The organism is Sphingobacterium puteale, assembly GCF_003627955.1.
Taxonomy (GTDB): domain Bacteria; phylum Bacteroidota; class Bacteroidia; order Sphingobacteriales; family Sphingobacteriaceae; genus Sphingobacterium; species Sphingobacterium puteale.
Genome location: NZ_RBWS01000007.1, coordinates 328799 through 343948, shown reverse-complemented (window position 1 = coordinate 343948; position 15150 = coordinate 328799). Strand labels below are relative to the sequence as shown.

Below are 15150 nucleotides of genomic sequence, written 5' to 3'. Positions count from 1 at the left end.
TTTAATGGTGAATACCTAAATAAGGAATGTTATTTATTTCCAGTTCACTATCAGGAAGTTGTAAAATTTACAAAATCATTAAATGGCAAATTCTATTCAAAGGCGACTTGTTGAAGTCACAGTACAGGCTGTTAAAGCGATTTACAATGCAGATATTTTAGAACATCAGATAGCTTTACAAGCGACTCGAAAGGAGTTTGAAGGGCAGATTACGATCGTAACTTTTCCCGTAACGCGCTTCTCAAAATCTTCTCCGGAACAGACTGGAGCAGTAATCGGCGCCTATTTACAGCAGCATATTCCTGAAATCTCAGGCTTCAACGTAATAAAAGGCTTTTTGAATATCGTGCTTTCTGATGACTACTGGGTTTCCTTGTTGAACGAAACGATTGTGGCCAAAGATTTTGGAACCTTTCCTGCGAACGGAAAGAAATTGATGGTCGAATATTCTTCACCAAATACAAATAAGCCATTGCATTTGGGGCATATACGAAATAATTTATTAGGGTATTCTGTTGCTGAAATTCTGAAAGCTTACGGTTACGAAGTCATTAAAGCAAATTTAGTGAATGATCGCGGTATACATATTTGTAAATCCATGTTGGCCTGGCAGAAATTCGGTGCGGGAGAGACGCCTGAATCTACAGGAATGAAGGGCGATCACCTTGTTGGGAAATATTATGTCATCTTCGATAAGGAGTATAAGAAAGAAATTGAAGCACTGAAAGCCGAGGGGCAATCAGAAGATGAGGCGAAAAAGAATGCGCCCTTGATGAAAGAGGCTCAGGCTATGCTTCAAAAATGGGAGGCAGGAGACGAAGAGGTAATCAGGCTTTGGAAAACCATGAATAGTTGGGTCTATGCCGGTTTTGAAAAAACTTATAAACAGCTGGGTGTAGACTTTGATAAATATTATTACGAATCCGACACCTATCTTTTGGGGAAAGATATTATTCAGGAGGGGCTGGACAAAGGCGTTTTCTTTAAGAAAGAAGACAATTCGGTCTGGATAGATCTGACAGAGGAAGGATTAGACCAAAAATTGGTTCTCCGTGGAGATGGTACTTCAGTCTATATTACACAGGATTTGGGTACTGCTCAGCTTAAATATGATGAGTTCAAAATGAGTGAATCCATTTACGTTGTCGGTAATGAGCAGGATTACCATTTCAAGGTCTTGTTTTTGATCCTCAAAAAACTGGGGAAATCATGGGCCGACGGTTTGTTCCATTTATCTTATGGCATGGTTGATTTACCTTCCGGTAAAATGAAGTCGCGTGAGGGAACGGTTGTGGATGCCGACGACTTAATGGCCGAAATGCTTAAAACAGCACAGGAACGTACGGAAGAACTTGGGAAAACCGAAGGTCTGGCTGAAGATGCCAAGGCTACACTTTATAACACCATTGGGATGGGGGCGTTGAAATACTTCTTGTTAAAAGTAGACCCAAAGAAACGTCTATTGTTTGATCCAAACGAATCGGTAGATTTTCAGGGGCATACCGGGCCTTTTATCCAATATACACATGCGCGCATCAAGTCTGTTTTGAGTAAGGCTGAATTTGATGCAAATAGTCCGGTATCAGTACTTCCATCTATTTCATCTTATGAGCGTGATTTGATTCAGCAGTTGGGTGCCTTCCCCGAAACCATTGAGGCATCCGCACAGGAATTTAGTCCAGCGCAATTGGCCAATTACGTTTACGAGGTCGCCAAGTTATATAATAAATTTTATCACGAAGAGAGTATATTAAAGGCCGAAGCCAACGATGTAAAGAATTTTAGATTACATCTATCAGCGGCAGCAGCGAAAGTTATCGCCAAAGGAATGGGCTTGTTGGGTATATGTGTGCCGGAAAGAATGTAACGATATGAGGAAGATTCGTGTTGGCCTTATAGGCTTTGGTATTTCAGGGCAGGTTTTTCATGCTCCTGTTATGCGTTCTGTCGCGGCACTGGAACTTGTAAAGGTTACCGCGCGCAAGGCTGAGCAACAGGCGCTATTGAAAGAGCGCTTTCCGCAAGTGGAAATTGCACTGTCCGCTGATGAAATTTTTGCCGATGAAACCATTGAACTGGTCGTGGTTGCTACATCTAACGATATGCATTATCCAATGGCAAAACGTGCTTTGGAGGCTGGGAAACATGTCGTTGTTGAAAAACCGTTTACAAATACCGTAGAACAGGCAGATGAGTTGATGGCGCTCGCCAGAGAAAAGAATTTGGTGCTTGCTCCCTACCATAATCTGAGATTTACTTCGGATTATCGAACGGTAGAGAAAATTATAAAAGGTGGCCGATTGGGACGGATCGTAAATCTGGAATCAAGATTTGACCGTTTTCGGAATTATTTGAGACCCAATGCATGGCGTGAAGAGAATCTGCCCGGATCAGGTATATTTTACGATTTAGGTCCGCATCTTATCGACCAGGCTTTGCAATTATTTGGGAAGCCGAATGCCGTATTTGCAGACCTTGCGATACAACGGGATCACGCAAAGACCATTGATAATTTTGACTGTATTTTGTACTACGATAATTTGAGAGTTTCGCTCAAAGGATCAATGCTTGCGAAAGAACCCACTCCACGATATCGCCTCTTTGGTATGAACGGAAATTTTGTAAAAATTGGTGTTGATCCCCAAGAAGCATTATTGCGGGACGGTAAGTTTCCTGATGAAGACCCCAATTGGGGAGAAGAACAGCCCAGTATCTATGGTAAACTGAACATTATTGAAGAAGGTAAAGATGTGGAAGAAATTATTGTGTCAGAAAAAGGTTCTTATCCTGATTTTTATCAAAATGTTGCGAATACTATTTTAGGTCAAGCCACCTTAATAGCTTCGCCGGAGCAGGCTCGGGATGTGATTCGTATCATCGAACTTGGTTACCGGAGTCAATCGGAAAGACGGGTCATTTCAACGGAAGATCAATTGATTGCTTATTAATATAAGACTGTGAATACATACGATGCGATTATCATTGGCGGTGGTGCCTGTGGTTTAATGTGTGCTGCACAAGCTGGACTGTTGGGAAAGAAAACATTGCTGTTGGAACGCAATGATAAAGTGGGAGCCAAGATCCTGATTTCAGGCGGCGGAAGATGTAATTACACAAATACCGGAGCTACAATTGCCAATTTTATCTCTGAAAACCCGGATTTTTTGCACGGCATATTTAAGCAATGGACCGTCGAAGATACCATTGATTTTTTTGAAGCATATGGTATTAAAGGGCAAGAAAAGACTTTAGGGCAATTGTTTCCAGCAACGAATAAAGCGAGAGATATCGTTGCGGTATTTTCGAAAATTCTTTATGAAACTGAACAGGATATAGCGCTCAGTACGCTCGTGAAATCGGTGGAAAAGAATGCTGACGGATTTACGGTTCATGTAGAAAGTCCGAAAGGAGAGCATCAGTATAAAGCTAAAAAGCTGGTGATTGCTTCAGGGGGGCTTCCGGTTCAGAAGCTGGGCGCATCTGATTTTGGATTACGTGTTGCAAAACAGTTTGGCTTGGAGCTTGCCGCTACGGCTCCTGCATTGGTGCCTTTGACAATCACGGGAAAAGATGCAGCTTGGTATAGCTCGTTGTCCGGGAACTCAGTGTTCTCCAAAGTATCTGCTGCCGGAATGTCTTTTGAAGAGAATATTCTGTTTACGCACTGGGGATTAAGTGGTCCGGCAATTCTTCAGATATCAAGTTATTGGCGGCCGGGGCAAGAAATTATTCTTGATCTGCTGCCTAATTTTAATTTAGATAATCTTATCAAACAAGAGCGCCAAGTCGGTGGAAAGAGGCTTGTTTCACAACTGCTGAATGACTATTTTAGTCGGAAGTTGGTGGATGCGCTCGGCAAATTCCTTGCATTGGATATCAAAATAGCATCCCTGAGCAAAGCTGACGCTAAGTTGATTGTCGATACGGTTCATCGTTTTAAGGTCAAACCTGCAGGTGATAAGGGATATGATAAGGCCGAGGTGATGCGTGGTGGCGTTTCCACCGAGGAATTGCGCGGCAAGACATTAGAATCCAAGAAAATACCCGGTCTTTATTTTGGAGGTGAGACTGTTGATGTTACAGGCTGGCTTGGTGGCTATAATTTTCAATGGGCCTGGGCAAGTGGTTATGTGATTGCGAAAGCTATTTAGCGTCCAAGATAAATAGCTGGCTTACCGGGAAAATGTCTTGAAGTTGAACTAAGGAGCGATCATCGCTCAATACCGCTAAATCCAGATTTTTAGGAAAGACGATTAGAAGTGTGCTGACTCTGTGCGTTATCAGTTGGCTTTTCCGACCGATCTAGATATAATTGAGCTGCCGCAGTTAGACGTTGTCTTATCCGGTTTTGTAAATTGCGCGGAGTCAATACTTTGATCGCTTCGCCAAATCCTAAAATTTCCCGCTCCAATTCAAAATTCAGGACAACATCTATACGGATTAAGACTGATCCGTCCTCCTTTTTGTCTAAAATCTGCTGAGAGGAGTGTATAGGTTTGGTTTCTACATAAGGCGCATTTTTGGCGTTGATCTCTAGTATCACACGTTGGCCACGATCTTTTTGTGTTTTAGTAACTCCTATGGTATCGGAAAAGTATCGTTCAAAATCTATTCCTGTATAGGCGATGTATGAATTTTTGCCCATTTCCTCAATCGTATTAATTCGGTCCAACGCAAGTGTCATCAAACCCTCGCTTTTTTTATGATGACCAATCAGAAACCATCGGTTGCGGTACTCTTTTAAGAGATAGGGTGAGAAAACCAGGTCCTGCCGTTGCGTTGCTTTGAAAGACTGGTAATTGATGAGAAGTGGTGTTTTTTCACGAATGGCCTGATGGAGAGGACTAATAAATGATAGTCCTTTCAAAAGATTGTTACTCTCCATTTGGATAATGGCGGGTTGATTGTCTTTTTTAGTGTGTATACTATCCTCAAGGCGCGCGACTATATCACTCATTTCGTCGAAGCTTGAAAAACCGCTTACATGTTTTAAAACCTCTACAGCTTCCTTCATCTTTTGCATATCTCCAACAGAAATAGGAGAGTTGCTGATACTGTATTTTGGGTCTTCGTAAGTGTAAAATTTGCGATGTGTGACAATAATTGGGGCATTATATCCCAATTTATTGCTTCTCATCAACTGTATATCGCCCTGAATAGTTCGTTTGCTTATACCGTTTTTGATTCCTTCAAATTCATAAAGTGCATCAGAAACCTTTTCCATTAAGTCTTCTAAAGTCCATTTACGGTGTCTTAGACGCAGACAGTTGTCTATTGTTTTGTAACGGATAAGTGCGAGTTTATTTAATGCCATATGTTTACTGATGGAAGTTTAGATGAAAATACAAACTTTATATTATCTACGCAAAGGGACTGCGTAAATTTTAACTGTCTTCAACGCGTTAAAGGCGCATATTGAATTTTTAAGGAAATTCGCTGTTTATCCAAGTAAAATAGCTACTTTTGCGCAGAAGCAAACTGGTTCTATCGCTGCTCTTTCGGGAGGAGAGGAAAGTCCGGGCAACATAGAGCGACACGCTTCCTAACGGGAAGGATGCTATCAAAATAGCAGACAGAAAGTGCCACAGAAAATATACCGCTTTTCGGAGTAAGGGTGAAAACGTAAGGTAAGAGCTTACGGTCTTATATGGTAACATATATTACGGTAAACCTCGTGTGTTGAAAGACCAAATAGGTTACGAAATCTGAAGGCTGCTCGTCTTCTTTCAATTTATTGGAATTCGTAATGGGTAGGTTGATTGAGTTTGTCAGCGATGGCAAATCTAGATAAATGATAGAAATTCCACTTCGGTGGTCTACAGAACCCGGCTTACAAGGTTTGCTTCTTTTTCGCTAATTGCTAAAAAAACCTTATATTGATTTCTGTAATTGAAAATAGCATAATGCTGAATTTATGAGTACAATTTTAATCATTGACGATGAGCGCGCCATCAGAAGTTCTCTGCGTGATATCTTGGAATATGAAGATTATACGATTTTAGACGTTGACAATGGTCGGGATGGATTAGATATTTTAAAAAAAGAAAAGATCAACTTGGTGCTGTGTGACATCAAAATGAATAATATGGACGGAATGGAAGTGCTGTCCGAAGCCCATCAGACCAGCCCAGACATCCCTTTTATTATGATTTCCGGTCATGGAACGATTGAAACAGCAGTTGAGGCGGCAAAAAAGGGTGCTTTTGATTTTCTTGAAAAACCATTGGATCTAAACCGATTGCTTATTACAGTTCGAAATGCATTGGATAAAAGTTCACTTGTCACCGAAACCAAGGTATTAAAACGTAAAGTCAGCAGTTCAAAGACAAAAGATATATTGGGTGAATCCGGAGCAATTAAACGGATCAAAGAAACAATAGATCGTGTTGCTCCAACGGAGGCAAGAGTATTGATTACAGGGGCAAATGGCTCGGGTAAGGAGCTTGTAGCCCGTTGGCTTCATGAAAAATCAAATCGTTCACAGGCACCATTGATTGAGGTAAACTGTGCTGCGATTCCTTCGGAACTGATTGAATCCGAATTGTTCGGGCATGAAAAAGGTTCCTTTACTTCGGCGATTAAGCAACGGATAGGTAAGTTCGAACAGGCCAGTGGTGGAACATTGTTTTTAGACGAGATAGGGGATATGAGCCTCTCTGCCCAAGCTAAGGTATTGCGGGCTTTACAGGAACATAAAATTACCAGAGTGGGGGGAGATAAGGAAATTGATGTTAACGTACGAGTTGTAGCTGCAACCAACAAAGATTTGCTAAAAGAAATTGAAGAAGGTAATTTTAGAATGGACTTGTATCACCGTCTTTCGGTAATTTTAATCCATGTGCCGTCATTAATTGATCGCGTTGATGATATTCCTTTGCTTTCCACCAACTTTTGTGAAGAAATATGTATGGAGTACGGTATTCCTGTGAAGGAAATAACGAATGCTGCAATGAAAGAATTGAGCCATCTCCCCTGGACAGGAAATATTCGTGAATTGCGTAATATGATCGAGCGTCTAATTATTTTGAGTGATAAATCAATTACTGATAAAGATGTTGTAGCATTCGCTAATCCTACACGTGAGCCAGTAGGTGGAGTAGCCTATGAAAAAGGGACAGTAAATTATGGATTGGATATGGATTCGTTTGATTCGTTCCAGGATTATAAGGATCATGCCGAAAAAGAATTTATAAAATATAAATTGGAAAAGAATAATTGGAATGTGTCCAAGACTGCGGATGACCTCGATATACAGCGTAGCCATCTCTATAGTAAAATTGAGAAATTTGGTCTCAAAAGAGATTAATATAAAATCAGGGCTTCTGACAGCCCTGATTTTATATTAATTTAGCGATGTAACTTACTTTAAAAATCATGGTTAAGTAGCTGTATTGCTCAAATAATCTTAACATGATTTAATAAGCTGTCTAATCAAGATTTTTCTATTGGAGTAATGCTTTCACATTTGCTACTGAAATTTCAGTATAGTTTCTGACATAAGTATCGCTTACAGGAAGCTCTTCTTGTTTATGCGTTGATAACACAGCAACAACCTTCATCCCTGCATTCTTAGCCGCTGTAATACCTGAAAAGGAATCTTCAAATACAATACATTTTTCAACCGGCATACCAAGATTTTCAGCTGATTTCAAGTAAACTTCGGGATGTGGTTTATGAAGTTTCACATCTTCGCTGCTTAATGTGGATGAGAAAAGATCCCGGATCTTTAACTCATCCAAGATCAGATCCATATTTTCCTTCGGTGCAGATGTTGCTACTGCAAGTTTAAATCCTCTGTCTTTTAACTCTCTTAAAAATTCTATTAAACCTTTAATAGGAGCCACATGTTCTTTGTAGATCACTCTAAAGAGCTGTTCTTTTTCAAATTCAAGCGTACGCAATTCTTCAGGAGATATTGGTCTTTTAAAAAAATGCTGCATGATATAGCTGTTGTGTTTGCCATACATATGCTGTTCAAATTCTTCTTCAGTAGCCTGCTGTACATTATGATTTTTAAAAAAAGCTCTGAAAGCTTCTGCATGAAAGGGATTTGTGTGACTTATAACCCCATCCATGTCAAAAATTGCCGCGTATTCTGTCATTTGGCTAATATACAATAATTGCTTTATTTGATTGTTTGACTACTTTCATATTCCAGTAAATATTTTAGGATACTTTTACAATATGCCTAGATTATAACGACCTTTATCCGAACTGCTTACTTCTCTATGAAACTGGAAGAAATCTTCGTAGTTACTTGCTGGATAATTCCCTTCGAAGAGCTCCAATTTTCGATAGGTTAATAGTTTATTTCCTTTTATTTCCGATTTAAATTCATATTTACCAAATGGTTTTTCGATGATCTTCTGTTCAGGTGTTATATTTTTTACGATGTTGTCCGGGAGGGTGATACTAATGCTGTCAATGTCAATAAACCCACGTTCTATAAAAATATCCTCTGTACGATTTTTATTCTCGGAAATGCTGGATTGTGTATTGAAGATATTGGGCTGGATCAGCATTTTATTACCATTTTTCACAGCATAATTTTTAATGAAAATCGTTAGGTTTTCTTCAATAAATGGTTTATCCTGTTTGTGCTCGGCGTATTTTACTTGGTCGAAATTGATATTGTCGATGTTATAATATTCAGCCAATAATTTGGTTTTCTCATTGTTGTTCGCTAAAAGTATCTCCATATGATTTTCATATTGCGTGCCATAAAACTTCGTGTTTAAAGCACCTTTTATACTGCCGTCATCAGTGAGTATCAGGTCGGCATTGCGAAGCTGGAGATTGGTTGAATTACTATATTTTGGCGTATGCATAATCACCCCGCCATTCTCCGTACAGGCAATGACGTCCCTGTCATCCGTAAAATTGCTGAGGAATCCAAAAGGAAGGTTCTGACTGGTACATTCCAGCCATGTCGTATCATTTTTGAAAGGGACGCACAGGATTGCATGATTGCCATCCTGTACGTTTGCAAATGTTTTGTGGAAATTCTCTTTGCGTTTACCCGCCTCAACCATACAATAGTAAGAAGGTATATCTACCGCCGATAACATACTTCTCATATAGTTCACCAGGGCTTTGCAGTCACCATATCCTAAACGGTCAACCTCAGACGCAGGAAAAGGTTCAAGTCCACCTATTCCGATCTGAATGCTGATGTATCTCGTGTTTTTTTGCAGATAATCATATAGAATTTTTGCTTTTTCCCGATCCGATGAAGCATTCTTTGTAAGTGATATGAATTTCTGTTTTGAGGCTTCGGTAAGATCTTCCTTTTTGCTCAATAATTTTGTTGTAAACCAGTCTCCGTATTCTTTCCAGTCGCTAAAGCTGCCTTCTTTTCCATAGTAGACAAAGTTTTTAGGAACGATCAACACACTTGTTCTTTTCAGATTGGGATTGGGACTATAAGACTCCTCTTTTTTAGCGGGAATTTGTTCTGCACTCCAGATTTTGCTGACTGTTTTGTCGGTTTTCTCCTCTTTAATAGCACCTTTATAGTTTTTTGATTCGATGCGGAATTCAGTTCCAATTGGCGTTATAAATTGATAACTGCTTTTTTCAATGGAAACATTGTTCGAAACTTCAGGAGTCCATGAAGGAATAATCAAGTTTTGTTTATGTTTTACTTCGTATTGGTATTCAATTGTATAAGGGTAACTGTGGTAATCAGGAACATAGAGCTTCATCCTTGAATCCGCAAACATCGTACTGTTGTCGACAGCACTAAGATCTTTAAAATCCTTACTTGCTATTTTTTTCTGTAATATCCCCATCTCATTATAAATCGCTCCTTTGATGTTCTTGATCTCATTTGATTTGTTATAATGTATTGGCAGGGCAGCATAGTAATCCCCATTTTTATTATAAACGGTAATGGCGCGCGTGACCGTTTCAATAACTTGCTCCGGGGACTTTACGTCCACCACGGTTTTGTCATTTCTAATTGTGGCTACGGCCCGGCTTTTTAATGCACTTGGAATGTTGGCGATATCATAGTTATCTTGTCCAATAGCGGCAATTGGAAGGAGGAAATAGACTAAATTGGCAATTAGCGTTTTCATTTTTTTGTGGTTAATCTAATATCTAATTTTTGCTGTTGTATAACACGTGAATAAAGCTCTTTTAAGGAAAAATACTCATCTACCGTGAATATGGGCTTGTTAAAACTCAGACTTCCCAGAACTTCCAGTTTATTTTCATTTCGCTGTGTCATATATTTATATCGCGCAGCGGCTTCAGGAAGGGCCAAAGATACGTTTTGTGGTTTATCAGTTACGTCATATTGTTCCGGGATTTCCAGTTGGATAGTATATTGAAGCTTAGACTTAAATCCCATATCTACCGGATAAGTACGGTCCTGAATTTTGAAAGGATTATAGGATATGCGATCGATGACGTTAGGAGCAAGCGATAAGATCGTACTTCCTTCTTGCTTATTGACTTCTAGTGTAATATCAAATGTCTCGTTTAATACCTGATCAACCTCGTTGAGATGTTCGATTTTAGCATTCGTGAGACTGACGTTGGGCATCTCTTCATCCAGTTTCTCCCAATATTCTTCGAGGGAGTTGAATTTGGCGATATGTTGTCTTTTCAAAAGCGCTTTATTGCCTTGACTGCTTATGGTAAGTGTTCCTTTAATCTGGCCTTGGTCGTTTAGTACGCCTATCAAGGTATAGTATTGTTCGGATATCTCTTCGGAAGCTAATGGAAACCAGTCTGAACTCTTTTTGGAGTATATGATTCTGCCGCGTTCATTGAGACATTGTAGTGGCAATGAACCAAAGGGAAGATAAGTGTTCGATGCATCCAGTTTATATTTTGTCCCGTCGATGTCAACGCAGGCGATAACATAGTCAAAATCTGATAATACAGGGAATAGCGAATTGGGGGTGCCATTTCGTCTAGTCGATAGAATAATTGGATAAGCGTCTAAATCCGCAGCTTGTAAGGCAGCGACCAGCGCTAAATTGATATCACCAATATTGCCGGTTCTTTTTTCCAAAGCTTTTTCGATTCCGCTTTCAGCATATTTTCCGAGATAGTTATTCCATTTTATCTGTTTCTTGATATAGTCGTAGATTTTGTTGGCCTTTACCAATTTTGAATCATTTGGAGATAAAAGTGTTGACAACGTAGTTTTGAAGAGATCGGCTTTCTTTAATTGTCCACCAAAGGTTTTCTCATTCATTAACTCTGTGTCAACATCTTTCCATGTCTTACTAAAGGTTTTTTTAACACCGGTACTGGGATAGAATATAGATTCGAGTTCATAATATATGGCAGATTTAAAATTTTTGGGGGAAGTCATAAAGTCTTCTTCAATAAAAGCTGGAATATTGGACATCGTATAGGTGAGCTTTGAACAATCCATTCTTATTCCATCCAAAAAGAGATATTCTTTCAAAACTTCTCCTTTTTTTTGGTCATCCAGTTTATATGGACCACGCAATACGACATTATAAGTAAAAGATGCTGGTATAATAGCGATATATTGGCTGTGTAATTTTGGGATATCATCCTGGAATACCCATGTCTTAAAATTAAATAGATCCTGTTCGAGTGTTCGATAAGAAACTTCTATGATGGATCCTTCTTTAATATTGGGAAGCGTAAATTTATTCAGATCAAGGTAAGTCGAGTAATTTTCTTTAAAAACCTTTTTATTCTCAAGTTCTGTCCGATTGATCTGCCCATTTTCCAAATTGTAGGTAACAGCCTTTAATTCGTCCAGATGGTCACGTATATAACTGCCTCTTTTGTAGGATGGTATTTCGAAATTGGCTTTTTTAAATCCCTCTTTGTTATTTATACGAATAAGCACATGGTACTCATGCATTAATTTTACCCGGTGGTCATAGTCGTCGACGAAGACTGCGCTTTGTCCAAATTCCTTTAAGACAATAGCATTGGCATTACTGTCGAGTGGCGTAGACGAAAAATCCGAAATTGAGATTCTGCCAAAATCGAAATTTTGACCGAGAATATTTGGACAAAAATAAAATATTAAAAATATCGTTAAAAAATGGCGCATAACTTAAGTCGTAATTTGTTTACGAATATAAGTTTTTGTCCAAAATTAAACGATAGCTTTAAAAATATTATTTGTCTATTTGTAGCAGATTGTTAATGACTTCGGTGATATTATCGATATCTTCACCATCCTCCAGCATCGAAAACGCGAGATATGTAGCATAGATCTCAGGACTAAATTTAACATGTTTGTCTGAAATAAACTTGTCGATCTGCTGCTCATTGCATTCGAAATTTATACTTTGCAACTCGTTGAACAAGTTGGTTGAGATTGTTTGATGATTTTCTCCACAGGCAAATCCTGCAATAATATGGAATAGAAATTTATCGGTTATTTCGTCATCCTCCTTTTTGAACATAGCACGAATATGCTTATAATCGAATTTAGTTTTTGCACTATTGACTATAGTGTCCCAAATCTGATACTCCGCTTTTGTCTCCATAGCTCACTTTAAATTTATATTGGTATAAGCAATATACTAAAAATAATTTTATTTTGGGCAAAGGTGGAAGCAAGATTTCTTTGGAAGTGGTGTGTGTGCTATTTTTTTTCCTATCCAAACGCAAATTACGATATTAAGAGGTTGAAAATCATTTCACCTAATAAACATCCCAATAAGGTGCCGGAAATAACGGATAGACTTACTTTTAACCAGACCGGGCTTGTTGTTAACGCTAATTTCATGTTGTAAAAATGCATTAAAAATATCCGTTAAGAAAGAATTTTGGTGGAGAAAAAGCCTATTGTAGTCATTTCATGACATGAAACTATGGGCTTTGTGGTATGATAATTGAAAATTAATATCTGAATTCGATTTTTTTAGTAATTTAAGTCGGAAAATGATTTTTTGAAATAGCCTGATTTATAAATATGATGACAAGAATAGTATTGACCGTATTTCTGTTTACAATGGCAAAGATGGGGCTGGGGCAGCAGTTGAATATTGATAAGATCCGGAAAGATTATGCTGAGGCTGTTAAGGACGAGGATTTATGTGAGCGGAATTTTGAGATACTCGATGAAGGTGCTAAATCCACGACAGAAAAAGTTTACCGGGCGGCTTATGAGATATTAATGGCTAAACACATGGGTAACCCCTTTAAAAAAGTGGGTCAGTTTAAAGAGGGTAAGAAGCGTTTGGAAGAATTGATTAAAGATAATCCCACTCATATTGAAGCCAGGTTTATTCGATGGAGTGTACAGGTCCACGCGCCTTCATTTTTGGGATATAAAGGTAATATTATTGAAGATAAGAACTTCCTTATCAAAAATCTCCATAAGTTGCCAAATGAAGAAGCAAAATCAATCATTTACAATTACCTGAAAGGAGCCAATTCCTATCTGAAAGGGGAGCAGATATTCACTACCGTTGATTTAAAGGAACTTGGACAATAGACGTTAAAGGATGTTAATTCAATAGGATGCTATTTTTTTGGCTGCAATATTGCTTTATCTTAGTTCGACGAATTAATTCAACATCTACAAAATTAGAATGCTATGAAGAATATAGTTTTTCCGATGTCCATACTGACCGCAAGTTTACTTTTTACGGCATGTGGTGTCAGTAAAAAAACATATGTTGGTTTGCAGACAGAGTATAAAACCTTGCAGACACAATATCAGGATAGCCAACTTCAATTGGCCGAAAGTCGGTCACGGATTAAGAGTTTGGAAGATCAATTGGCTTCAGAACGGCAAAATAATGCTGATCTTAAGGCGGCTTATGCTGCGTTACAAAATTCTCTGGATAAGAGTATCAATCAAAACTCACAGGGAAATGTCAATATTTCCAAACTTGTTGATGAAATCAATGCTTCCAATAAGTATATCAAACATCTTGTTGAAACAAAAAACAAATCTGACTCGTTGAATTTGGTGTTGACAAATAACCTGACTCGATCACTGAGCCGTGAGGAGCTACAGGAGGTTGATGTTCAGGTTTTAAAAGGTGTAGTATATATATCACTTGCAGATAATATGCTGTACAAGTCTGGTAGTTATGAAATCAGTGATCGTGCTGACATGACGCTTAGCAAAATAGCGAAGATTATTCAGGATTACAGAGATTACGAAGTCTTGATCGAGGGTAACACAGATACCGATCCCATTTCAAAACCAAATATCCGGAACAACTGGGATTTAAGTACATTAAGAGCTTCTTCTGTTGTTCAGGCCTTACAGACTAAGTACGGAGTGGATCCCAAGCGATTGACAGCAGGCGGTAGAGGAGAGTATAATCCTATTGCAGATAATTCAACCGCTCTTGGAAAACAACGCAACCGTAGGACACAGATTATTATTACACCGAAGCTGGATCAATTTATGGAATTGATTGATAAAGCTCCGGAGCCAACTGAGGTAACACCGGAACAATAAGTTAATCCCATATTACTCCGTGAAGCATAGGGGATACTGTTTAAATAAAAAATCCTTTCCAAAGATCGGAAAGGATTTTTTATTTATCCGAAAAATTTACTTGGATCAAAACCATGTTCTTTCAGTACATCGTCTGGAACGCCGTTCCAGACCCCCGGTTTATTGCCTGCATATCCTATATCTTTGATGCCCATTTCACTGGTATAAAATCCGGAAGAAGTGAGGTTGCGCATCAATGAAAAGAACGCGGCGCCCTGTTGCATTTCTGGTTTTGCCAGTTCAGGATAAGCAATTTCATCAACGAGTGCAAGTTGATCTTTGCTGGCACATTTTATAAATACATTACCATACCGTCTTTTAGACTGAAGATCCAGCCAACGTAGACCGCCGCGCATCGGGATTTTATTGTCGGGTAAATCTTTGACGATAAACTCGATAAAATCGGGAACTCCTGCCTCCGAAGCGCTTCCTGATGTGCTATCCTTTGGAATAATGATATCGGCTAAAACAGTAATTGTTGCCATTTCATGTTCATCAAAAAACTTTTCTGCTTTTAACTGCGCTGTCCTTTCATATTCAAAATCCTGAACACCGGGTAATTTATCCGTATTATTTGCCGGTGTTGCGTTTTTAGCGTCTTTGGAATTACAAGCTGCGGTTAAAAGACCAGATCCAGCTGCAATAAAGCCTAATGCTTTTAGAGATTCTCTTCTATTCATGCT

General features: G+C 38.8%; 12 protein-coding genes and 1 other RNA gene. 7 read left to right on the top strand and 6 right to left on the bottom strand.

Annotated elements, in window-relative coordinates:
• Nucleotides 1–82: 82 nt before the first annotated feature.
• From argS to D7322_RS10590, 3 genes are read left to right on the top strand one after another with little or no spacing between them, the layout of a single operon-like run.
• Nucleotides 83–1867, top strand: coding sequence for an arginine--tRNA ligase (argS, locus tag D7322_RS10600; RefSeq protein WP_121123981.1), 1785 nt, complete (start codon nucleotides 83–85; stop codon nucleotides 1865–1867).
• A 4-nt stretch (nucleotides 1868–1871) separates the two neighbouring features.
• The gene (locus tag D7322_RS10595) at nucleotides 1872–2948 is read left to right on the top strand and encodes an oxidoreductase (protein ID WP_121123979.1); all 1077 of its coding nucleotides are present in this window, start codon (nucleotides 1872–1874) and stop codon (nucleotides 2946–2948) included.
• Between the two features lie 9 nt (nucleotides 2949–2957).
• The gene (locus D7322_RS10590; protein WP_262707635.1) at nucleotides 2958–4151 is read left to right on the top strand and encodes a BaiN/RdsA family NAD(P)/FAD-dependent oxidoreductase; all 1194 of its coding nucleotides are present in this window, start codon (nucleotides 2958–2960) and stop codon (nucleotides 4149–4151) included.
• 89 nt (nucleotides 4152–4240) lie between these two features.
• On the opposite strand, the gene D7322_RS10585 is transcribed toward D7322_RS10590, so the two are convergent.
• Nucleotides 4241–5314, bottom strand: coding sequence for a helix-turn-helix transcriptional regulator (locus D7322_RS10585; RefSeq protein WP_121123977.1), 1074 nt, complete (start codon nucleotides 5312–5314; stop codon nucleotides 4241–4243).
• Between the two features lie 157 nt (nucleotides 5315–5471).
• Between D7322_RS10585 and rnpB the strand changes: the two genes are divergently transcribed.
• An RNA gene (rnpB, locus tag D7322_RS10580) (RNase P RNA component class A) lies at nucleotides 5472–5849 on the top strand.
• 65 nt (nucleotides 5850–5914) lie between these two features.
• Complete coding sequence (locus D7322_RS10575; RefSeq protein ID WP_121123975.1) at nucleotides 5915–7306, top strand: sigma-54-dependent transcriptional regulator; 1392 nt, start codon at nucleotides 5915–5917, stop codon at nucleotides 7304–7306.
• A gap of 136 nt (nucleotides 7307–7442) precedes the next feature.
• On the opposite strand, the gene D7322_RS10570 is transcribed toward D7322_RS10575, so the two are convergent.
• The 4 genes from D7322_RS10570 to D7322_RS10555 form a co-directional block, all read right to left on the bottom strand.
• A complete protein-coding gene (locus tag D7322_RS10570) occupies nucleotides 7443–8102 on the bottom strand; it encodes an HAD family hydrolase (RefSeq protein ID WP_121123973.1) in 660 nt (219 codons plus the stop codon).
• Nucleotides 8103–8177: 75 nt separating this feature from the next.
• A complete protein-coding gene (locus tag D7322_RS10565; RefSeq protein ID WP_121123971.1) occupies nucleotides 8178–10079 on the bottom strand; it encodes a DUF3857 domain-containing protein in 1902 nt (633 codons plus the stop codon).
• Nucleotides 10076–12052, bottom strand: a complete 1977-nt coding sequence (locus D7322_RS10560; RefSeq protein WP_121123969.1) for a DUF3857 domain-containing protein — start codon at nucleotides 12050–12052, stop codon at nucleotides 10076–10078. Before D7322_RS10560 ends, D7322_RS10565 begins: the two co-directional genes overlap by 4 nt.
• A gap of 67 nt (nucleotides 12053–12119) precedes the next feature.
• Nucleotides 12120–12494, bottom strand: a complete 375-nt coding sequence (locus D7322_RS10555) for a hypothetical protein (RefSeq protein ID WP_108633030.1) — start codon at nucleotides 12492–12494, stop codon at nucleotides 12120–12122.
• Nucleotides 12495–12922: 428 nt separating this feature from the next.
• Between D7322_RS10555 and D7322_RS10550 the strand changes: the two genes are divergently transcribed.
• Entirely contained in the window at nucleotides 12923–13447 is a 525-nt protein-coding gene (locus D7322_RS10550) for a hypothetical protein (protein WP_121123967.1), read from the top strand.
• Nucleotides 13448–13549: 102 nt separating this feature from the next.
• On the top strand, nucleotides 13550–14428 hold the full coding sequence (locus tag D7322_RS10545; RefSeq protein ID WP_121123966.1) for an OmpA/MotB family protein: 879 nt from the start codon (nucleotides 13550–13552) through the stop codon (nucleotides 14426–14428).
• Between the two features lie 83 nt (nucleotides 14429–14511).
• Here the strand turns inward: D7322_RS10545 and D7322_RS10540 are convergent, their stop codons facing one another.
• Nucleotides 14512–15147, bottom strand: coding sequence for a gluconate 2-dehydrogenase subunit 3 family protein (locus D7322_RS10540; RefSeq protein ID WP_121123964.1), 636 nt, complete (start codon nucleotides 15145–15147; stop codon nucleotides 14512–14514).
• Nucleotides 15148–15150: the final 3 nt, after the last annotated feature.